Consider the following 20,124-nt stretch of genomic DNA (forward strand, 5'->3'; position numbering starts at 1 on the left):
ATCGTCCGATTAAGCGCTTTGGGGCCGGCTGGCCGAGACCTTGCACCGGGCATCCGCGAGGAGCTCGACACACAGGCTTTCATAGTTCATGCCGTTCGCGGCGGCGGCCATCGGGACCAGCGAATGGCTGGTCATCCCGGGCGACGTATTGATCTCGAGCAGATACGGTTCGCCGTTGTCCGCCAGGATCACGTCGGCGCGGCCCCAGCCTTCGCAGCCGATCGCGCGATAGGCGGCCACGCAGATGTCCTGGATGCGGCGGGTCGTGGCTTCCGGCAGGTTGGCCGGGCAGAAGTACTTGGTCTCGTCGCCAAAGTACTTGTGTTCGTAGTCGTAGTTGCCATCCGGCGCCACGATCTCGATCACCGGCAGGGCATACGCACTGGCGCCCTTGCCCAGGATCGCGACGGTCAATTCGCGGCCGCTGATGAAGGCTTCGGCCAGCACGTCTTCGTCGAATTCCGATGCCTTGGCGTAGGCCGCGGCCAGGTCGTCGCGGCGCGTGACCTTGGTCACGCCCAGGGTCGAGCCTTCGTGCGGCGGCTTGACGAACACGGGCAGGCCCAGCGTCGAGATGACGTTGTCCAGGTCGGTGTCGGCATCGAGCACGGCGTAGCGCGGCGTGGGCAGCGCTTCGTGCAGCCAGACGCGTTTGGTCATGATCTTGTCCATGGCCAGCGACGACGCCAGCGGACCGCTGCCGGTGTACGGAATGCCCAGCAGTTCCAGCGCGCCCTGCAGCGTGCCGTCTTCGCCGTACCGGCCATGCAGCGCGATGAAGACGCGATCGAAGCCTTCGGCGGCCAGTTCGGCCAGCGAGCGTTCGCCCGTGTCGAACAGGTGGGCGTCGACGCCGGCATTGCGCAGGGCCTGGTGCACCCCCGTGCCGGACATGATGGAGACGTCGCGCTCGGCGGACTTGCCGCCGTACAGCACGCCGACTTTGCCAAAGGACTGCGGGGACTTCATGACGGACTTCCTTGAAGAATCGGGGCGGCTGGCGCGCTGAACATCGCGCCCACCTTGGCCGGAACGGCGCCGATCGATCCGGCGCCCATGACGATGACCACGTCGCCATCGCGCGCGAAGTCGGCGATGGTGTGCGGCATGTCGGCTATGTCTTCGACAAACACCGGTTCGACTCGGCCCACCACGCGCACGGCGCGGGTCAGCGACCGGCCGTCGGCGGCCACGATCGGGGTTTCGCCCGCGGGATAGACCTCGGCCAGCAACACGGCGTCGGCGGTGCCCAGGACCTTCACGAAGTCCTCGAAGCAGTCGCGCGTGCGGGTATAGCGGTGCGGCTGGAACGCCAGCACGATGCGGTGTTCCGGATAAGCGCCCCGGGCCGCGGCCAGGGTGGCGGCCATTTCCACAGGGTGATGACCGTAGTCATCGATCACGCGGAAGCTGCCGCCGCCGTTGGCGTCGCTGACCGGGAACACGCCGGCCTGGGTGAAGCGGCGGTTCACGCCATTGAAGGCGGCCAGCGCATCGCGGATGGCGCTGTCGGCAACGCCCAGTTCGGTCGCCACCGCGATGGCGGCCAGGGCGTTGCGCACGTTGTGCTCGCCCGGCAGGTTCAGCGTGATGTCAATCGGCGGCAGTTCGACGTCGCGGTCGCGGCGCAGCACGGTAAAGCACATGCGTGGGCCGTCGGCGCGCACGTCGATCGCGCGGATCTGCGCGTCGGCATTGAAGCCGTAGGTCGTGATCGGGCGCGAAATGAAGGGCAGGATTTCACGCACGCTGGCGTCGTCCGAACACAGCACGGCCGTGCCGTAGAACGGCATGCGCTGCGTGAATTCGACGAAGGCGCTCTTCAGGCGCGCGAAGTCGTGGCCATAGGTGTCCATGTGATCGGCGTCGATGTTCGTGATCACCGCCATGACGGGCAGCAGATTCAGGAACGACGCGTCGGACTCGTCGGCCTCGACCACGATGAATTCGCCCTGCCCCAGCTTGGCGTTGGCGCCAGCGGAATTCAGCCGGCCGCCGATCACGAAGGTGGGGTCCAGGTCGCCCGCGGCCAGAATGCTGGCGACCAGGCTGGTCGTGGTGGTCTTGCCATGCGTGCCGGCCACGGCAATGCCGCGCTTCAGGCGCATCAGTTCGGCCAGCATCAATGCGCGCGGCACGACCGGAATGCGTTTGTTGCGAGCCGCAATCACTTCCGGATTGTTGCCGGCCACCGCGGTCGACGTGACGATGGCGTCGACGCCTTCGATGTTCTCGGCCTTGTGGCCTTGCACGATGCAGGCGCCCAGCGCGGCCAGGCGCTGCGTGGTCGCGTTGTCGGCCAGGTCGGACCCGCTGATGCGGTAGCCCAGGTTCAGCAGGACTTCGGCGATACCGCTCATGCCGGAGCCGCCGATGCCAACGAAATGGATGTGTCTGATCCGGTGTCTCATGGTTTCTCTTTGCGCGCCGCGGCTTCGCAGATGTCGGCGATGCGGGCGGTTGCCTGCGGCCGGGCCATTGCACGCGCACGCGTCGCGGTCTCGATCAATTCGGGGCGGGTGCGCTCGGCCAGCCAGGCCGCCAGCCAGTCGGGCGTCAGCGCCGATTGCGGCTTGAGCCAGCCGGCCTGCGCATCGCTCAGGTATCTCGCATTGGTGGTCTGATGGTCGTCGACGGCGTGCGGGAACGGCACGAACAGCGCGGCCGCGCCCGCCGAGCAGATCTCGGCCACTGTCATGGCGCCCGACCGGCAGATCACCAGGTCGGCATCGGCATAGGCCGCCGCCATGTCGGTGATGAACGCGCGGCAGTCGCCCGTCACCCCGGCCTTGGCATACGACGCCTGCAGGGCCGCCAGGTGCTTTTCGCCGGCCTGGTGCACCACGGTGGGCCGCTCGGCGGCAGGCAGGCGCGCCAGCGCCTGCGGCACCGTATCGTTCAAGGCCTGCGCGCCCAGGCTGCCGCCCACGACCAGCAGACGCAAGGGGCCGGTGCGGCCGGCCAGGCGCTGCGCCGGCGCCGCGACATGGGTCATTTCCGGGCGCACCGGATTGCCGACCTGCTCGTCCCCGGTCTTGCCCGGGAAGGCGCCAGGGAAGGCCGTCAGCACCTGGTCGGCCACACGGGCCAACACCTTGTTGGTCATGCCGGCCACGGAATTCTGTTCGTGCAGCACCAGCGGAATGCCGCGCATCGCCGCCATCAGCCCGCCGGGCAAGGCCACGTAGCCGCCCATGCCCAGCACCACGTCCGGCTTGTGCCGGCCCAGCGCCGAGAAGGCCTGGCCCAGCGCGCGCAGCAACGTGAACGGCAGCTTGACCAGCGTCTTGACGCCCTTGCCCCGCACGCCCGAAAAGCGCAGCGGCACCAGCGGAATGCCTTGCGGCGGCACCAGGCGCGATTCCATGCCTTCGGGGTGGCCCATCCAGACCACGTTCCATCCGCGCGCGCGCAGGTCCTGCGCGACGGCCAGGCCGGGCATGATATGCCCGCCCGTGCCACCGGCCATGACCATCAGGGTGCGTGCGTGAGCGGTCACAGGCGCCCTCCGCGCATCAGGATGCGGTTTTCGTAATCCACGCGCATCAGCACGGCCAGCGCGCACATGTTGAACACGATGCCCGTGCCGCCAAAGCTCATGAACGGCAGCGTCAGCCCCTTGGTCGGCAGCAGGCCCAGGTTCACGCCCATGTTGATCAGCGTCTGTACGCCGAACCACAGCACGACACCCTTGGCGACCAGGCCGCTGAAGGTGCGGTCCATGGCGATGGCCTGGCGGCCGATTTCAAAGCCGCGGCGCACGATGGTCGCGAACAGCAGGATCACCACGGCCACGCCGACAAAGCCCAGCTCTTCGCCAATCACGGCCAGCAGGAAGTCGGTATGGGCTTCGGGCAGGTAATGCAGTTTTTCGACGCTGCCGCCCAGGCCCACGCCCAGCCATTCGCCCCGGCCGAACGCGATCAGGGAATGCGACAGCTGATAAGCCTTGCCCAGCGCGTTGCCTTCGCTCCACGGATCCAGGTAGGCGAACAGCCGTTCGCGGCGCCACGGCGCGGCCCAGATCAGCAGCATGAAGGTGCCGACCAGCACGCCGGTCAGGCCCGCGAACAGCTTGCCGTTCATGCCGCCCAGGAACAGGATGCCCATGGAAATGGCCACGACCACCACGAAGGCGCCCAGGTCGGGCTCGAGCAGCAACAGCAGGCCCGACGCCGCCATGGCGACGGCCATCGGCACGAAACCTCGCCAGAAGAACTGCATGTGTTCCTGCTTGCGCACCGTGTAGTCCGCCGCATAGACCAGCACCGCCAGCTTCATCAGTTCCGAAGGCTGGAAGTTGACGACACCCAGCGGCAGCCAGCGGTGCGCGCCGTTCACTTCGCGGCCCACGCCCGGCACCAGCACCAGGGCCAGCAGCACCAGCGAGATCGTGAACAGGAGCATGGCGTACTTCTGCCACGTATCCAGGCGGATCGAAAAGGTGAACACCGCCGCGAACAGACCCACCAGCAGGTACGCGACGTGGCGGATCAGGAAGAAGTAGTTGCCGTAGTTCTTGTACTTGGGCGAGTCGGCCAGCGTGACCGATGCCGAATACACCATGACGAGGCCCATCAGCAGCAGCGCGGCCGCCGACACCACCAGCGCGGCGTCGTAGTTGAGCATGCGCGTGCGGCTTGGGCGGACGGCGTTCACGCCGCTGGACAGTTCTGCGAACAGGCTCATGTCAGATTTCTCCGCGATCGTGCGCGAGTTCGGTGACCGCGGCGTCGAACACATCGGCGCGGTGCTTGTAGTCGCGGAACATGTCGAAGCTGGCGCAGGCCGGCGACAGCAGCACCGCGTCGCCGTCTTCGGCATGCGTGAGGGCAGTCGCAACGGCGGCTTCGAGCGAATCGCTGGTCAGCAGCGGCACGTTCGTGCGGGCCAGGGCCTCGGCAATCGCGGGCGCGTCGCGCCCGATCAGGACCACGGCGCGGGCATGCAGCGCCACGGCGCGCGCCAGCGGCGCAAAGTCCTGGCCCTTGCCCACGCCGCCCGCAATCAATACCGACCGCTGGCCCAGCCCTTCAAGTGCCGCCACGGTGGCGCCCACGTTCGTGCCCTTGCTGTCGTCGATGAAGTCCACGCCACCAATGGTGCGCAGGAATTCCACCCGATGCGGCTCGCCACGGTAATCGCGCACGGAATGCAGCATCGGCACCAGGGACAGGCCGATGCACCGGGCCAGCTGCAAGGCCGCCAGCACGTTGGCGGCGTTGTGCTGGCCGCGCACCAGCAAGGCATCGACCGGCATCAGGCGTACCACGCGGCCGGCCGTCCGCAGGATGGGGTCGTTCTTCTTGCGTTTGACCGGCTCGGCATCGAATTCGTCGAACGCCGATTCGGCCAGCCAGGCCACGCCATGGCTATGGTCCATGCCCATGTCGCCGGCCAGCGCGGGCAGGTCGCGGCCAAAGCTGCGCACCCGTTCGGCGTCCAGGCGATCGACCATGGCCACCGTGGCCGGGTCATCCCGGTTCACGATCGCGATGGCCGACGCCGTCAGCAGCCTGGCCTTGGCGGCGGCATAGGACGCCATGTCGCCATGCCAGTCCAGGTGGTCCTGCGTGACGTTCAGCACCACGGCGGCATCCGGACGCAGGCTGCTCGTAGTTTCCATCTGGAAGCTGGACAGCTCCAGCACCCATACATCGGGCAAGGCACCCGCGTCCTGCGCGGCCATCAGGGCGGTCAGCGCGGCGGGGCTGATGTTGCCCGCCACGGCCACCGACTTGCCGGCGGCGGCCACCAGCCGGCCGGTCAGCGACGTGACCGTGGTCTTGCCATTGGTGCCGGTAATGGCCAATACCTTGGGGGCATAGGCCTGCTCATTCTTGAGCGTGTTCAGCGCTTGCGCGAACAGTTCGATTTCGCCGATGACCGGGATGCCACGCGCCTTGGCGGCATCGACCAGCGCGCGGGCCGGAGCCAGGCGGGGCGACAGGCCGGGGCTCAGCACGGCCCGGTCCACGCCCTCCAGCAGCGCGGGGTCGAAGTGCGATTCGCCGTCGATGTCCCGAAGGCCCGCCGCGCCGAGCACGAACACGGCGTCGCCCGCCTGCTCGCGCAGCGCGGCCAGGCCGTTCGTTTCGGTCCGCGTGTCGGCCACGCGCACGCCGCAGCCGGTGCGTACGCACCACTGCACGGCGGCCGAGCCCGTCTCGCCCAGGCCAAGGACCAGGGTGAACGGCATCGCGACTGAAGGCTCCAGCGTGTCCATCAAAGCGTCCACATCACCGCAACTTGAGGGTCGACAGTCCGATCAGCACCAGCATCATGGTGATGATCCAGAACCGCACGACAACCTGCGTTTCTTTCCAGCCGCTGACTTCGAAGTGATGGTGCAGCGGCGCCATCTTGAAGATGCGGCGGCCCTGGCCATACCGCTTCTTCGTGTACTTGAACCACGTGACCTGCATGATCACCGACAGCGTTTCGACCACGAACACGCCGCCCATGATGAACAGCACGATTTCCTGGCGCACGATCACGGCCATGGTGCCCAGCGCGCCGCCCAGCGCCAGCGCGCCGACATCACCCATGAACACCTGCGCCGGGTACGCGTTGAACCACAGGAACGCCAGGCCCGCGCCGGCCAGCGCCGCGCAGATCACCATCAGTTCCGATGCGCCCGGAATGTACGGAAACAGCAGGTAGCGCGAATAATCGGTACGCCCGACCACATACGCGAACACCCCCAGCGCACTGCCTACCAGCACGGTCGGCATGATCGCCAGGCCATCCAGCCCGTCGGTCAGGTTGACCGCATTGCTGGTACCGACGATCACCATCCACGTCAACACCATGAAGCCCAGCGCGCCCAACGGCAGGCTGATGCTCTTGAAGAACGGCACGATCAGGTCGGCCCGCGTCGGCAATGCCATCGTGAATCCGCCATGGATCCAGTCCCGGAACAGCACCCAGGTGCCGGCCAGGTCGGGCGCCGCGATCGCGAAGGTCAGATAGACCGATGCGACCAGGCCGATCAGCGCCTGCCAGAACATCTTTTCGCGCGCCGGCATGCCTTCCGGATCGCGGCGCACCACCTTGCGGTAATCGTCGGCCCAGCCGATCCAGCCAAAGCCGAAGGTGACCAGCAGCACGACCCACACGAACCGGTTGCTCCAGTCGGCCCACAGCACGGTCGACACCCCGATCGAAATCAGGATGAGCGCGCCGCCCATGGTCGGCGTGCCATTCTTGACCAGATGCGATTCCGGACCATAGGCCCGCACGGCCTGTCCAATCTTGAGCGCCGTCAGGCGGCGAATCACCCACGGGCCCGCCACCAGCCCGATCAACAACGAGGTTGCGCACGCGAACACCGCGCGCAGCGTGATATAGCTGAAAACCGAGAAGCCCCGGAAGTCTTCGGATAGCCACTGGGCCAGTTCAAGCAGCATTCCGCGTACCATTCAAAAAGTCAGTCGACGGGTCATTGCCGGCCAGCAAGGCCGCCACCACCCGTTCCATACGCATGAAGCGCGAACCCTTCACCAGCACCGACGCTGGCCGCAATGCCCGGATCGCCGGGGCCAGGTCCTCGACCCGATCCGCATGCACGCCGCGCCGGGTGTCGTTGCCGGCGGCATTGGCTGAGCCATCTGCCGAAGCGTCTGCCGCGCCATTGACCGCGGCATCGCCCTTGAACGCCGCCACCGTATCGCGCGTGGCGTCGCCGAGCGCAAACACCGCATCGATGCCGCGGGCGCGCGCATACTCGCCCACTTCACGATGCATGGCGGGGCTGTCGTTGCCGACCTCGCCCATGTCACCCAATACCAATACGCGCGGCGCGGGCAGGCTGGCCAGCACGTCGATCGCGGCGCGGGCGGAATCCGGATTCGCGTTGTACGTGTCGTCGATCAGCAGTCCGCCCGATGGCAGCGCATGACGCTGCATGCGGCCCTTGACCGGCGCAAACGCCTGCAGGCCGTCGACCACCGTGGCCAGTGGTGCGCCAATGGCCAGCGCGCAGGCGGCAGCGGCCAATGCGTTGCGAACGTTGTGCAGGCCGGCGGCGGCCAACACTACCGGCGCCGACCCGGCGGGCGTCACCAGCGTAAAGCGGGTATCGAAGGCCTGCATGTCGATGCCGGTGGCCGTGACATCGGCCGCGCCGTCCAGGCCAAAACGCAGGCAGGGACGCGCGCCGGCCAGCGCCGTCCAGATCGGGGTATGCGGATCGTCGCTCGGGAACACGGCCACGCCGTCGGGCGGCAGGTGGTCGATCACGGCGCCGTTTTCACGCGCGACCGCTTCAACGGTGTGCATGAATTCTTGATGCTCACGCTGCGCGTTGTTCACCAGGCCCACGGTCGGCGCGGCAATGCGCGCCAGCTGGGCGATCTCGCCCGGGTGGTTCATGCCGAGTTCCACCACCGCGCTCTGGTGCGTTGGCGTCAGGCGCAGCAGGGTCAGCGGCACGCCGATCTCGTTGTTCAGATTGCCCCGGGTCGCCAGGCGCGCCGGCTCGCCGTGCCACGCCGCCAGAATCGACGCGATCATTTCCTTGGTCGTCGTCTTGCCATTGCTGCCGGTCACGCCGATCACCGGAATCGCATAGCGCGCGCGCCATGCCGCGGCCAGGCGCGCCAGCGCCACGCGCGTGTCGGATACGACGATCTGCGGCACGCCGACATCATCCATCGGACGCTGCACCACGACCGCCGCCGCCCCGGCTTGCGCCACGGCTGCCACGTAATCGTGCGCATCGAATTTTTCGCCGACCAATGCAATGAACAGGTCGCCGGCGGCAACGCTGCGTGAATCGGTGCTGACACCGTGCATCGCGATGCGCGGCGCGGCGGCCGTTTCGCCCGATGCGCCGTGCAGCACGCCTTGCATGGCGGACGTCGCATCCGCCAGACTCATGAAGCCCAAAATACGTGTTTCCTGTCGCGGGTAGCCGGCAAGGACCTTGCGCGCTTCATCGACATCCGAGAAGGGCTGTCGCACGCCGGCGATTTCCTGGTAAGACTCGTGACCCTTGCCCGCGAGCAGGATCACGTCGTGAATGTCGGCGCCCAGAATGGCGGCGCGGATGGCGTGCGCCCGATCGATGTCGGACGTCACGCGGTCAGAGTGCTGGAGCAGATCCGCGGGCACGCCGGCAAGGATCTGTTCGATGATGGCCCGCGGCGATTCGCTGCGCGGGTTGTCGCTGGTGATGACGACACGGTCGGCGCGCGCCGCCGCGATCCGTCCCATTTCCGGCCGCTTGCCGGCGTCGCGGTCGCCACCGCACCCGAACACGCACACGCAGCTGCCGCCGCGCGCGGCCGCCACCGGCAGCAGGGCATCGATCGCGCGTTCCAGTGCGTCGGGCGAATGGGCGTAGTCCACCACGACCAGGGGCGTGCCGTCACCGGGCGCGCTGTCTGGCGCACCCACGGCTTCAAGGCGGCCCGGCGCGGCCTGGGCCAGGCCCAGCGCGCTGGCCGTGTCCTGCACCGACCAGCCCAACGCGCGCAGCACGCCGCCCACAGCCAACAGATTGGCCACGTTGTGCGCGCCCAGCAGATGCGTGGCGATTTGCACCGACCGGTCGTCCAGATGCAAGGTAAAGACCATGCCCTGGCTGGTGCCATGCAGATCGCTGGCCGACAGGACGGCAACGCCGTCGCGCGTCGCCGCGGATGCTGCCGGCGCAGTGGGGGCCGTTGATGCGGCCAATGCCGCCGATGCGGCACCCAGAGTGAAACCCATCAGGGCAACCGGTTCAACCGCGCCGGACGCGGTGTCGTTGCCCGCGGCGTTCGCGCTGCCATCCGCATGGCCCGTGCCCTGGACGGCGCCTGCATGGGCCGCGATCGCGTCCAGCACACGATGCCCGGCCGGGTCATCCAGGTTCACGATGGCCGCGCGCACGCCCTTCCAGGTGAACAGCCGCGTCTTCTGCCGTTCGTATTCGGCCATGTCGCCGTGGTAGTCCAGATGATCGCGGGTCAGGTTGGTCAGCACCGCCACATCCACATGCAGGCCATCCATGCGCCCTTCGGCAATGCCGATCGATGAAGCTTCGATCGCCACGGCCACCGTGCCGGCCGCGCGCATCTGGGCCAGCGACCGATGCAGGGCCACGGCGTCGGGCGTCGTCAGCCCGGTCACCACATGGGCGCTGGCGCCATCGGCCGTCGGCGTGCGAATGCCCAAGGTGCCGATCACGCCGCACGGCTGGCCATGGGCGGTCAACGCATCGGCCAGCCATTGCGTGCACGAGGTCTTGCCATTGGTGCCGGTTACCGCGATCACCGTCATGGCCTTGGACGGCTCGCCATACCAGGCCGACGCCGTCTCGCCCAAGGCTTCCTTCAGGCACACGAACGCGCAGGCCGGCACGCCGCGCTCGGCCAGCACCCCATCGATCTCGGCGCCGTGGGCGCCTTCCGCCGCTTCGAACACCACGGCCGCGGCGCCTTGCGCCAGCGCCTGGCGCAGGTAGTCGCGCCCGTCGCTGCGCGCGCCCGGATAGGCCAGGAATACGTCGCCCGCCGCCACCGACCGCGAATCCAGGGTCAGCTGCGCCGACGCCGGCACGTTCGCGCGCAGCCATGCCACCAGGGCCGCCGGATCACGCACCTGCGCGCGGTGGTTCACCGCGTTCACAGCACTTCTTCCATCAACGGCACATCGGGCACGACCAGCGACTTGAACGGCGCATCGGGTTCGACACCCATCAACCGCAGCGTGCCGCCCACCACATTGGAAAACACCGGGCCCGCGACCGCGCCGCCGTACACGCTGCCGGTGGTGGGTTCGTCCATCATCACCGCCACGACCAGGCGCGGGTTGGACGCGGGCGCCAGCCCGATGAACGACGCCACATACTTGGTGCTGTAGGCGCCGTTGATGATCTTGCGCGCGGTGCCGGTCTTGCCGGCGATGCGGTATCCCATGACCTGCGCCTGGACGGCGGTGCCGCCCGCGCCGGTCACCGCTTCCATCATCTTGCGCATGGTCTTGGCCGTGGCCGGCGTGTAGACCTGCGTGGGAGTCGGTTCGCGATCGGTCTTCAGGAACGACAGCGGCACCATGTCGCCGTTGCGGGCGAACACCGTGTAGGCCTGGGCCATCTGCACCAGCGACACCGACAGGCCGTAGCCGTAGGCCATCGTGGCCTTTTCGATCGGGCGCCACCGGTCATACGGCCGCAGGCGGCCCGCCACCGCACCGGGAAAGTCCAGCTTGGGCACCTGGCCGAAGCCCAGCTCGCTGTACTTGTTCCACATCTCGCGGTTTTCGATCAGGTTCGCGATCAGCGACGTGCCGATGTTGCTCGACTTCTCGATCACGCCTGCCGTGCTCAGCACGCCATAGCCGTGGGTGTCCGAAATCGACCGGCCAAAGAACGTCATGCGGCCATTGCCCGTGTCGAACGTGCTGTTCGCGCGGATACGGCCCAGGTCCATGGCCAATGCGATGGAAAACGGCTTGATGGTCGAACCGGGCTCGAAGGTGTCGGTCAGCGCGCGGTTGCGCAGCTGGCCGCCATTGAGCGATTCGCGGGCATTGGGGTTGTACGTGGGCAGGTTGACCAGCGCCAGGATCTCGCCCGTGCGCGTGTCGACCACGACCGCCGCGGCGCCCCGCGCCTTGCTCTTTTCCACCGCCGCTTTCAGTTGCGAAAACAGCAGGTACTGGATGCGGGTATCGATGGACAGCGTCAGGTCATGCCCGTTGGCGGGTGAACGCACGGCCTGCACGTCTTCGACCACGCGGCCCAGACGGTCCTTGATCACGCGGCGGCTGCCGGCGCGGCCTGCCAGCTGCGAGTTGTACGCCAGCTCGATGCCTTCCTGGCCCTTGTCTTCGATATTGGTAAAGCCCAGCACGTGCGCCACCATTTCCCCTTCCGGGTAATAGCGCATTGTTTCGCGTTGCTGATGGATGCCTTCCAGGCCCATCGCGGCCACCTTCTCGGCGGTTTCGACCGTCAGCTGGCGCTTCAGGTAAACGAAGGTCTTGTCTTCGTTGGACAGCTTGCGCTGCAGATCGCTCAGCGGAATGCCCAGCAGAGTGGCCAGTTCGGCCAGCTTGTCGGGCGGCGCTTTCACGTCTTCCGGAATGGCCCACACGGCGCGCGCGGGCACGCTCGACGCGATCACCACGCCATTGCGGTCGGTGATCTTGCCGCGCGAGGCCGGCAACACCAGCGTGCGCGCATACCGCGACTCGCCCTGGCGCTGCAGGAATTCATTGGACAGCCCCTGCAGGTACAGGGCCCGCACCATCAGGGTCGCAAAGCCCGCGAACAGCAGGAACAGCACGAAACGCGACCGCCACGGCGGCAGCGTGGCGTGCAGCACGGGATTGGACGAAAAGCGGACGCTTCGTGTGCTCTTGCGCTTCATCGGCGGGCTCCCGACGGATTGCGGCCGGCAGGCGCCGGCATGGGTTCGCCCAGCGGTCCGAACGGAAGGACCACGGGCGCATCGCCCTGGTCGCGGCGCTGCGCGAGATAAATGGTGCGGGCCGGCGTGACCGGCTCCATCTTGAGCGTGTTGCGGGCCACGTTGTCGATCAGGCCGTGCTTGGAATGATCGGTCTGTTCAAGCTGCAGACGGCGCCAGTCCACGTCCAGGTCACGCGTCACGACCTGGGCGCGTTCCAGCTCCATGAACAGACTGCGCGCTTCGTACTGGCTGCTGACGAGCGACAGCGCGCAGCCGATCAGCGCAAGGGTCAGGACGAACAGAAGACGGGCCATGGCGCCGGGACCTAGGTCGACGAGCGTGCTTGCGCACGCACTTGCCGCGGACGCGACGACGCGGGGCGGCGTGCCGCACCCACGGGCAATTCGGACCGGATGAACGCCGTGCCGCCCTCGGCAGGCAGCGGCACCGACGTACGCTCGGCCACTCGCAGCACGGCGGAACGCGCGCGCGGATTGCCGTCGACTTCGTCATCGGTAGGCAGGATGCGGCCGATCGACAGCAGGACCGGCTGCGGCCGGTCGCGTTCGGGAATCGGCAGACGCGCGGTCTCGGCGCCCGGATTGGCGGCGGCCGCGATGAATTGCTTGACGATGCGGTCTTCGAGCGAGTGAAAGCTGATCACCGCGAGACGCGCGCCAGGCGCCAGCAACTCTAGAATGGACGCGAGCGCACGCGAGAGCTCTTCAAGTTCCTGATTGAGGAAAATCCGTATAGCTTGAAAGGTGCGTGTCGCTGGATGTTGCCCCTTCTCCCGCGTGCGGACTGTACCAGCCACGAGGTGGGCAAGCTCACCGGTTGTCGTAAGAGCCCGCACCTCGCGGCCAGCTGCAATCGCCTTTGCAATCTGGAAAGCAAACCGTTCTTCTCCATAGCGCGCTATGACCTCCCGCATATCGTCGATGCTTGCCTCGGCAAGCCATTGCGCGGCGGTCAGGCCGCGCGTCGTGTCCATCCGCATATCGAGCGGGCCGTCCCGCATGAACGAAAATCCACGCTCCGGATCGTCGATCTGCGGCGAAGAAATCCCCAGGTCCATCATGACGCCGTTGACCTGGGTGATGCCCAGCTCGGCCAGTTCTTCACGAATGCCGGCAAAACCGGCATGCACGATGGTCAGGCGCGGATCGGCTGCCGCGACGTCGCGCGCCGCCGCCACGGCCTGGGGGTCCTTGTCGAAAGCAATCAGCCGCGCGTCTGGTCCCAGGCGCGCCAGAAGCGCCCGCGAATGACCGCCACGGCCGAAAGTCGTGTCCACCCACACGCCGCCCACGGCGTCGCCGTCGTCCTGTCTGGACAACGCGTCTATCGTCGGCGCCAGCAGCACGGGCCGATGTTGAAAGGGGGAATTCACGATTTAGAAAGAAAACTGATTGAGGACTTCTGGCGAGGCCTGATCGAGCAGTTCCTGCTCTTTTCGGGCCAAAGCGGCGGCGTCCCAAAGTTCGAAGTGCGCGCCCATGCCGAGCAGCATCACATCGCGTTCCAAAGACGCAGCCGAGCGTAACTCGGGGGCAATCAGAATCCGTCCCGTTCCGTCGAGTTCGACGTCTTGCGCGCTTCCGAGCAACAATCGCTGAAGCCCGCGCGCCTGCATCGGGAACGCCGCGATCTGTTCGCGTTTCGTTTCCCATATCGGACGGGGATAGACCAGAAGGCAACCATCGGGATGTCGGGTGAGTGTCAGGCGCCCTTCAGCTTGAACCATCAACGCGTCACGATGCCGGGTCGGGATCGATACCCTCCCCTTTGCATCCAGCGTTAATGCGCTGCTGCCCTGGAACACGACTCTGTCACCCCACTTTTTTGCACAAATTTCTACTATTTCCCACTCTAAAGGACCGCCCTTGCAGGGTCAAGCCGGTAACGGCCATTTATCCATTAGTAACAAGGACTTAGCCGAACTTGCTCGAATATTCACGATATGAAATATCGAATCGAATCAGTGCCTTGGATGGAGAAGTGAATGCGGGACGTGAGGATTCGGTCCAAAACTCCCCTCTCAAGAGTGTGGTAACTAGATACAAGTGCTTTCCCGGGCCACCCCCTATTGCTGTCCAAACTTGCCTGACCACGAAGGATGAACCCAGCCTGACATCGACCTGAATCGGGCCGCAAAACAGCTTGCGCGCCGCGATTATGGAAAGTCGGGAAAGGGATCCTCTCCTGATGGCGAAGGGTAAGGACGCACGAAGCCGCCTGACCAAGGCAGCGTTCTCGTACGGAAATGGGGAGGCAAAGCAGATCGATAGGCCGGATTCTGTACACGGGTTGCCCCGCGGGCAATCATTCCTCTAGGCGGACCATTGCTGGCCAGCTCAAGCCACCTACCCGCATGCGCGAACTAGCCGCCCTCCACGGCCCGGGGGCCGCATGCATGCCTATTTGGTGTTGCTCCGGATGGAGGTTGCCGCGTTTCACCCTGCCACGCCGCGCCCGGGATGACCCGGACGCGCAGCACGGAGATGCCGTGCCGGTGCGGATCGAAATCCGCCCTCGCCGCAGACTCGTCTCTGTGGCCCTGTTCCTCGGCTTCGCGCCCCATACTTGCGCACGAGGCGATCGCCGGACGGTCGTTAGCCGCCATCCTGCTATATGGAGTCCGGACCTTCCTCGCCGCTTGCGCGCCGCGATTGCCTGATCTGCTCTGCGCCGACAGTTTACCTCTGACGTGACCGTCCGGGCCGGAATACGTCCGTGTCGTCGTAAAAACCGGGAGCCGTATTGCCGGCCCACCAGCCGGGCAGGCCCAGCACGGGCAACGGCGACAGGTCGCGCGGCGTAAAGAAGGGCCAATTGGCCAGCCAGTCGCTGACCAGCCGGTCGATGGTGGACCGCCGCTCGCCAAACGATGCGCGAAAGTAGGAATCGTCCACCGGCACGATCAACGTATGCGCCGTGATCGACTTGTAGGGGTTCATCAGTTTTTCGAGCAGCGCGTGGCCGACCACCCACGGCTCGGTCTGCACCAGGGTGGCGGTACGCCGGTCCTGGAACAGGGTCTGCCAATCGAAGCGCCGCAGCGCCGTCGCCAGTTCGTCGTTGGAGCAGGCCAGCACCAGCCCGTTCTCGTCGAACAGCGTGACGGCATCGCGCAGCGCGCCGCGGCCGTTCTTGCCGCCTTCGCCGGGCGGCGGCATGTGCGGCTGCGCCAGCGCGTGCGCCTGCGTGGCATTCAGGCGCGACTTGATGTGCGGATAGGACAGCCAGGCCAGCCCGTTGAACAGGTCGTGCAGGTTGTCGCGGGTCGGGATGCGGCCCGTGTCGTGGATGTGCTTTTCGTAGGGCGTGCCGTCTGGGAGGTCGGCCTGCGGCGCAAACACGATCGGCTTGCCCGAGTCCATTTGCGGCCGCACGCCCCGCGCCGACGACGTCACCAGCAGTCGGTTCAGACGATCGCACAAGGGCTCGCCCGCCTCCAGCGACAGCAGCGCGCCCGCGGGCGCCACGCCGGTGAACCAGGGCTGTTCCCAATCGATCACGGTGGCGCCGGGGCTCGCGCCATCCTTGGAGCCGGCGTTCAGTTCGCGACCCGCCATGGCAGCGTCTCCCCGGCGGCAAGCGGCACCACCGTTTGCGCCCCGTAGGGGAGTTCGTCAGGGATCATCATGGGTTCCCGCAGCAGGGTCAGCGTGCCGGTGTTGCGTGGCAGGCCGTAGAAGTCGGGACCAAAGAAGCTGGCGAAACCTTCCAGCGCCTCGATCTTGCCGGCCAGATCGAAGGCCTGCGCATACAGTTCCATGGCGTGCAGGGCGGTATAACAGCCCGCACAGCCGCAAGCATGCTCCTTCAGTCCGCGGGCATGCGGCGCGCTGTCGGTGCCCAGGAAGAACTTGGGGTTGCCGCTGGTGGCGACTTCAACCAGGGCCTGGCGATGCCGCTCGCGTTTCAGCACCGGCAGGCAATACCAGTGCGGGCGCACGCCGCCCACGAACAGCGCATTGCGGTTGTACAGCAGGTGATGCGCCGTCACCGTTGCCGCGGTGGGACCGTCGGTATCGCGCACGTAATGGGCGGCGTCGGCCGTGGTGATGTGCTCGAACACAACCTTCAGCCCTGGGAACGACTTGCGCAGCGGAATCATGACGGTATCGATGAACGCCTTTTCGCGGTCGAACAGGTCGATGCCCGGATCGGTCACCTCGCCATGCACCAGCAGCGGCAGGCCGACTTTTTCCATGGCTTCGAGCGCCGGCGCGCAGCGGCCCAGCAAGTCGGTCACCCCGGCGTCGGAATTGGTCGTGGCGCCGGCGGGGTACAGCTTGACCGCATGCACGAAACCCGAGGCCTTGGCCTTTTCGATTTCGGCTGGCGGCGTATTGTCGGTCAGGTATAGCGTCATCAGCGGCGTGAACGCCGGCGCATCGGCCGGCCGCGAGGACAGCGCCTGCAGGATGCGCTCGCGGTACGCGCCGGCCTGTTCGGTCGTCGTGACGGGCGGCTTCAGGTTCGGCATCACAATGGCGCGGGCAAACTGGTCGGCGGTATGCCCCACCACGGCCGCAAGCGCCTCGCCATCGCGCAGGTGCAGGTGCCAGTCGTCGGGTCGGGTGATCGTAAGCGTAGGAGTCGTCATCGTCATGGCCGCCAGGGCAGCTTCAGGAATTAGGGGAATGCGGCAAGGGACCGCAAGGAGGCACGTGCACGGCGTTGCCGCAGCCACCGCCACGCACCGCCGGTGCCGAACCGGCAAGCGTGAAGCCCGCTATCGGGCCGCCCTGACACGGGCCGCATGGCTACCGCCTGCCCCAATGTTAACCGCTGGCGCCGGCCGATAACGCCGGCGGCCCGCGTCGGCCGCTGCACCAGGCGCCGCGCGGCCCGCCGCAGCCGTCGTCAGTCCACCACCGGCATGCTGCGTTCCACGATCGACGCCATCACTCCGGCACCTACGGGAATGATGGCGTCATTGAAGTCGTAGCCTGTGTTGTGCAGGAAGCAGCCGCTTTCGGCGCCGCCCTGGCCTACCCGGAAATACGCTCCCGCTCGTCCCTGCAGCATGAACGAAAAGTCTTCCGCGCCCATCGATGGCGTCAGGTCGCGAATCACGTTGTCCTTGCCGATCATCGCGGTTGCCACGTCGGCCACGAAGTTGGCTTCGTGCGGGGTATTGATGGTGGCCGGATAGATGCGCTCGTATTTGAGCGTGGCCGTCGCACCGAACGCCCCGGCAATCGACCATGCGATGTCACCCAGCCGGGTCTCGACCATTTCTTGCACGCTGCGGCGAAAGGTCCGCACCGTGCCCACCAGCCGCGCCTCGCTGGGAATCACGCTCATTGCGCCCGGATGGCCGGCCTGCACCGAACAGATCGACACCACCGCCGCATCCAGCGGGCTGACGTTGCGCGACACGATGGCCTGTGCCGCCGTAATGATGTGAGCGGCCACCACCACCGGATCGATCGTCTGGTAGGGATGCGCGCCGTGCCCCCTTTGCCGTTGACCACGATCTCGAACCGGTCGGCCGCCGCCATCATCGGGCCGGGATTGACGCCGATCTTGCCCGGCGGCAGGCCGGGCCAGTTGTGCATCGCATAGATCGCATTGCACGGAAAGATGTCGAACAGGCCGTCTTCAATCATCGCCTTCGCGCCGCCCAGGCCTTCTTCGGCGGGCTGGAAGATCAGCACGGCGGTGCCATCGAAGTTGCGGGTGCGCGCCAGATACTTGGCAACGCCGATCAGGATGGCGGTGTGGCCGTCATGACCACAGCCGTGCATCAGGCCAGGCTTGGTCGACCGATGGCCAAAGGTGTTCTGTTCGGTCATGGGCAGCGCGTCCATGTCGGCGCGCAGCGCGATCATGCGGCCGCTGTCGCAGCGGCGGCCACGGATCACGCCAACCAGGCCCGTCTTGCCGATGCCGCGATGCACCTCGATCCCCAGCAGTTCCAGGCTGCGCGCCACGATGCCCGACGTGCGAACCTCTTCGAAGCCGAGTTCCGGATGCGCGTGCAGGTCGCGCCGCAGCGCCGTCAGCTCGTCATGAAATTTGCGGATCGCTTCCAGGGGCGACCGCAAACCAACTCCAACATCCATCCTGTTCTCCGAAGTCCGCTACGTGCCTGCTGCTAGTCGATTGCCGTGGGACCCCTGGAGTTCCCCAAAGCGGTCGTGCGCTCGGTCAGCAAACGAATATCGCCGTACCACGCCTCGGCGCGCTGGCGCGTGTTGTCGGTGTCGGTCAACACGCCCACCCCCAGCAGCTTGCCTGGAGGTTCACCAAAGATCTCGGTGTAGTCCTTCACGTAGTCGCGCTTATAGGCCAGCCACTGTCCAAGGCGCGCGGGGCCGGACTCGACCACCTTCTTTTTCACGCGGGACGTATGGGAATTGGCGATCACGGTACCCACGGGTTGCTTGGTGTCCCACGTGTAGATCAGCGTCGCATACGGCATGTCGCGGCCCAGCAGCATGCGCGCCGTTTCGGCCAACATGCGTTCCTTCATGGGCAGGCGGCTCATGTCTCCATCGAATGCCAGCACCACGCGCGTTGGCGCGTCTTCGGCGTCCGCACGGGTGCTGTCCGCGCCCGGAATCATGGCATCGGTACGCCAGGTCCATGCGATCGACGACGCCGATGGCGCCACGGGCATCGGCACCCACAGGCCGCTGGCCGAGGCGTCGGCGGCCGCATGCAGCACGCGCATGGGCTTGGCAGCCACCTGCTTGTGGGCAACGCTGTAGTGGGTGCGGGTCTTGTCGCGGCGAATGATGAGCGGCTGCCAACCCGCTGGCGGCTCGCCAATCGGGGACGCAGACGTCGACACCAGCAACGCTTCTTCGGGCGGAATCACGGCCGCTTCGGATGCAGGTGTAACCACCTGCTCATGGTCGTGTTCTTCGTCGTAGTTCGGCAATTCGGGATGCGTCGCGCAGCCACTTGCCAACAGGCCGAAAAGCGCGCTGCAGCAGGCGTTTCGGGCGAGACGAACGGGCAGGAAAGACATCGATTTCACAGTCGGCACCGGCGCTCATGTAAGACGGTCGAGTCATTCTACCGGCCTGACGTGACGTCCAAGCGTTGCGGACCGGGCAAATTCTGGTGGGAAACACCAATTCAAACGAAATTTTGTTGTAGCTTTCCCTGGCGAAACGATATGCTGCGCTCGCGGGGTTATTCCGCAGTACTGGAGTTTGCCTCTCTCGCGCACTGCGGTGTGGCCCTGCTACCGATCGGACGATTCTTCTTTGTAGGAGTACAGCATGGCCACAGCCAAGAAGGCAGCAGCGAAAACCGCCGCGCCCGCCAAGAAAGCAGCCCCGGCTAAGACCCCCGCCGCTAAAAAAGCAGCGCCGGCCGGCACGAAAGCGGCTCCTGCCGCCAAGAAAGCAGCAGCCACCAAGGCTCCGCGTAAAGTCAACGCAGCTTTCCTCAAGCCCCTGACCCCGAGCGCCGAACTGGCCGCGGTGATCGGCTCGGAACCGCTGCCGCGTACCGAAGTCACGCGCAAGATCTGGGAATACATCAAGAAGCACGACCTGCAAGACCCGAAGGCCAAGCGCAACATCAATGCCGATGCCAAGCTGAAAGAACTGTTCGGCAAGCCGACCGTCGACATGTTCGAACTGACGAAGATCGTGAACGCGCACCTGAAGTAAACCAAGCTGCCCTGGCACGCCCCCGGGTATCCCGGGACCGCTTGACGCCCACACCGACCCAGGTCGCTGTGGGCGTTTTT

15 protein-coding genes, 1 other RNA gene and 1 pseudogene are annotated in these 20,124 nt (G+C 66.4%); 1 reads left to right on the forward strand and 16 read right to left on the reverse strand.

Annotation, left to right across the window (positions count from 1 at the left end):
• Positions 1–9 precede the first annotated feature (9 nt).
• From ACNANG_RS09695 to ACNANG_RS09770, 16 genes and pseudogenes are all read right to left on the reverse strand, one after another.
• Complete coding sequence (locus tag ACNANG_RS09695; protein WP_420227023.1) at positions 10–969, reverse strand: D-alanine--D-alanine ligase; 960 nt, start codon at positions 967–969, stop codon at positions 10–12.
• Positions 966–2,411, reverse strand: a complete 1,446-nt coding sequence (murC, locus tag ACNANG_RS09700; RefSeq protein ID WP_420227024.1) for a UDP-N-acetylmuramate--L-alanine ligase — start codon at positions 2,409–2,411, stop codon at positions 966–968. Before murC ends, ACNANG_RS09695 begins: the two co-directional genes overlap by 4 nt.
• Positions 2,408–3,475: an undecaprenyldiphospho-muramoylpentapeptide beta-N-acetylglucosaminyltransferase gene (gene murG / locus ACNANG_RS09705; RefSeq protein WP_420227498.1), complete on the reverse strand. Its 1,068-nt coding sequence runs from the start codon at positions 3,473–3,475 to the stop codon at positions 2,408–2,410. The genes murC and murG overlap by 4 nt, the downstream gene beginning before the upstream one ends.
• Positions 3,476–3,495: 20 nt before the next feature.
• Positions 3,496–4,689 carry a putative lipid II flippase FtsW gene (gene ftsW / locus ACNANG_RS09710; RefSeq protein ID WP_420227025.1) on the reverse strand — a complete coding sequence of 398 codons (1,194 nt, stop codon included), beginning with the start codon at positions 4,687–4,689 and terminating at the stop codon, positions 3,496–3,498.
• Between the two features lies 1 nt (position 4,690).
• Complete coding sequence (murD, locus tag ACNANG_RS09715) at positions 4,691–6,226, reverse strand: UDP-N-acetylmuramoyl-L-alanine--D-glutamate ligase (protein WP_420227026.1); 1,536 nt, start codon at positions 6,224–6,226, stop codon at positions 4,691–4,693.
• Positions 6,227–6,239: 13 nt separating this feature from the next.
• Positions 6,240–7,409, reverse strand: a complete 1,170-nt coding sequence (mraY, locus tag ACNANG_RS09720; RefSeq protein ID WP_179589703.1) for a phospho-N-acetylmuramoyl-pentapeptide-transferase — start codon at positions 7,407–7,409, stop codon at positions 6,240–6,242.
• The gene (gene murE, locus ACNANG_RS09725) at positions 7,399–10,614 is read right to left on the reverse strand and encodes a UDP-N-acetylmuramyl-tripeptide synthetase (protein WP_420227027.1); all 3,216 of its coding nucleotides are present in this window, start codon (positions 10,612–10,614) and stop codon (positions 7,399–7,401) included. Before murE ends, mraY begins: the two co-directional genes overlap by 11 nt.
• On the reverse strand, positions 10,611–12,359 hold the full coding sequence (locus ACNANG_RS09730; protein ID WP_420227028.1) for a peptidoglycan D,D-transpeptidase FtsI family protein: 1,749 nt from the start codon (positions 12,357–12,359) through the stop codon (positions 10,611–10,613). The genes murE and ACNANG_RS09730 overlap by 4 nt, the downstream gene beginning before the upstream one ends.
• Entirely contained in the window at positions 12,356–12,715 is a 360-nt protein-coding gene (gene ftsL / locus ACNANG_RS09735) for a cell division protein FtsL (protein WP_179588827.1), read from the reverse strand. Before ftsL ends, ACNANG_RS09730 begins: the two co-directional genes overlap by 4 nt.
• Positions 12,716–12,726: 11 nt before the next feature.
• Positions 12,727–13,797, reverse strand: coding sequence for a 16S rRNA (cytosine(1402)-N(4))-methyltransferase RsmH (gene rsmH, locus ACNANG_RS09740; RefSeq protein ID WP_420227499.1), 1,071 nt, complete (start codon positions 13,795–13,797; stop codon positions 12,727–12,729).
• Complete coding sequence (mraZ, locus tag ACNANG_RS09745; RefSeq protein WP_179588826.1) at positions 13,798–14,226, reverse strand: division/cell wall cluster transcriptional repressor MraZ; 429 nt, start codon at positions 14,224–14,226, stop codon at positions 13,798–13,800. It lies immediately after the preceding gene.
• A gap of 447 nt (positions 14,227–14,673) precedes the next feature.
• Positions 14,674–15,089, reverse strand: an RNA gene (gene rnpB, locus ACNANG_RS09750) — RNase P RNA component class A.
• An 11-nt stretch (positions 15,090–15,100) separates the two neighbouring features.
• On the reverse strand, positions 15,101–15,979 hold the full coding sequence (locus ACNANG_RS09755; RefSeq protein WP_420227029.1) for a DUF3025 domain-containing protein: 879 nt from the start codon (positions 15,977–15,979) through the stop codon (positions 15,101–15,103).
• The gene (gene pyrC / locus ACNANG_RS09760) at positions 15,961–17,016 is read right to left on the reverse strand and encodes a dihydroorotase (RefSeq protein ID WP_420227030.1); all 1,056 of its coding nucleotides are present in this window, start codon (positions 17,014–17,016) and stop codon (positions 15,961–15,963) included. Before pyrC ends, ACNANG_RS09755 begins: the two co-directional genes overlap by 19 nt.
• 260 nt (positions 17,017–17,276) lie before the next feature.
• Positions 17,277–18,481: pseudogene (locus ACNANG_RS09765) on the reverse strand (M20 aminoacylase family protein).
• A 32-nt stretch (positions 18,482–18,513) separates the two neighbouring features.
• Positions 18,514–19,392 (reverse strand): DUF3047 domain-containing protein, encoded by an 879-nt coding sequence (locus ACNANG_RS09770; protein ID WP_420227500.1) that lies wholly within the window; start codon positions 19,390–19,392, stop codon positions 18,514–18,516.
• Positions 19,393–19,648: 256 nt separating this feature from the next.
• Between ACNANG_RS09770 and ACNANG_RS09775 the strand changes: the two genes are divergently transcribed.
• Positions 19,649–20,044, forward strand: coding sequence for an SWIB/MDM2 domain-containing protein (locus ACNANG_RS09775; protein ID WP_179588822.1), 396 nt, complete (start codon positions 19,649–19,651; stop codon positions 20,042–20,044).
• Positions 20,045–20,124 lie beyond the last annotated feature (80 nt).

The organism is Pigmentiphaga litoralis (assembly GCF_048632615.1).
Taxonomy (GTDB): Bacteria; Pseudomonadota; Gammaproteobacteria; order Burkholderiales; family Burkholderiaceae_B; genus Pigmentiphaga; species Pigmentiphaga litoralis_B.

Bases quoted from the DNA above. Each gene is read 5' to 3' on its own strand.
- murD (WP_420227026.1), bottom strand. From the start codon at position 6,226: ATGGACACGCTGGAGCCTTCAGTCGCGATGCCGTTCACCCTGGTCCTT.
- ACNANG_RS09730 (WP_420227028.1), bottom strand. From the start codon at position 12,359: ATGAAGCGCAAGAGCACACGAAGCGTCCGCTTTTCGTCCAATCCCGTG.
- ACNANG_RS09775 (WP_179588822.1), top strand. From the start codon at position 19,649: ATGGCCACAGCCAAGAAGGCAGCAGCGAAAACCGCCGCGCCCGCCAAG.
- ftsW (WP_420227025.1), bottom strand. From the start codon at position 4,689: ATGAGCCTGTTCGCAGAACTGTCCAGCGGCGTGAACGCCGTCCGCCCA.
- ACNANG_RS09755 (WP_420227029.1), bottom strand. From the start codon at position 15,979: ATGGCGGGTCGCGAACTGAACGCCGGCTCCAAGGATGGCGCGAGCCCC.
- pyrC (WP_420227030.1), bottom strand. From the start codon at position 17,016: ATGACGACTCCTACGCTTACGATCACCCGACCCGACGACTGGCACCTG.
- murC (WP_420227024.1), bottom strand. From the start codon at position 2,411: ATGAGACACCGGATCAGACACATCCATTTCGTTGGCATCGGCGGCTCC.
- ftsL (WP_179588827.1), bottom strand. From the start codon at position 12,715: ATGGCCCGTCTTCTGTTCGTCCTGACCCTTGCGCTGATCGGCTGCGCG.
- mraY (WP_179589703.1), bottom strand. From the start codon at position 7,409: ATGCTGCTTGAACTGGCCCAGTGGCTATCCGAAGACTTCCGGGGCTTC.
- ACNANG_RS09770 (WP_420227500.1), bottom strand. From the start codon at position 19,392: ATGTCTTTCCTGCCCGTTCGTCTCGCCCGAAACGCCTGCTGCAGCGCG.
- murG (WP_420227498.1), bottom strand. From the start codon at position 3,475: ATGGTCATGGCCGGTGGCACGGGCGGGCATATCATGCCCGGCCTGGCC.
- ACNANG_RS09695 (WP_420227023.1), bottom strand. From the start codon at position 969: ATGAAGTCCCCGCAGTCCTTTGGCAAAGTCGGCGTGCTGTACGGCGGC.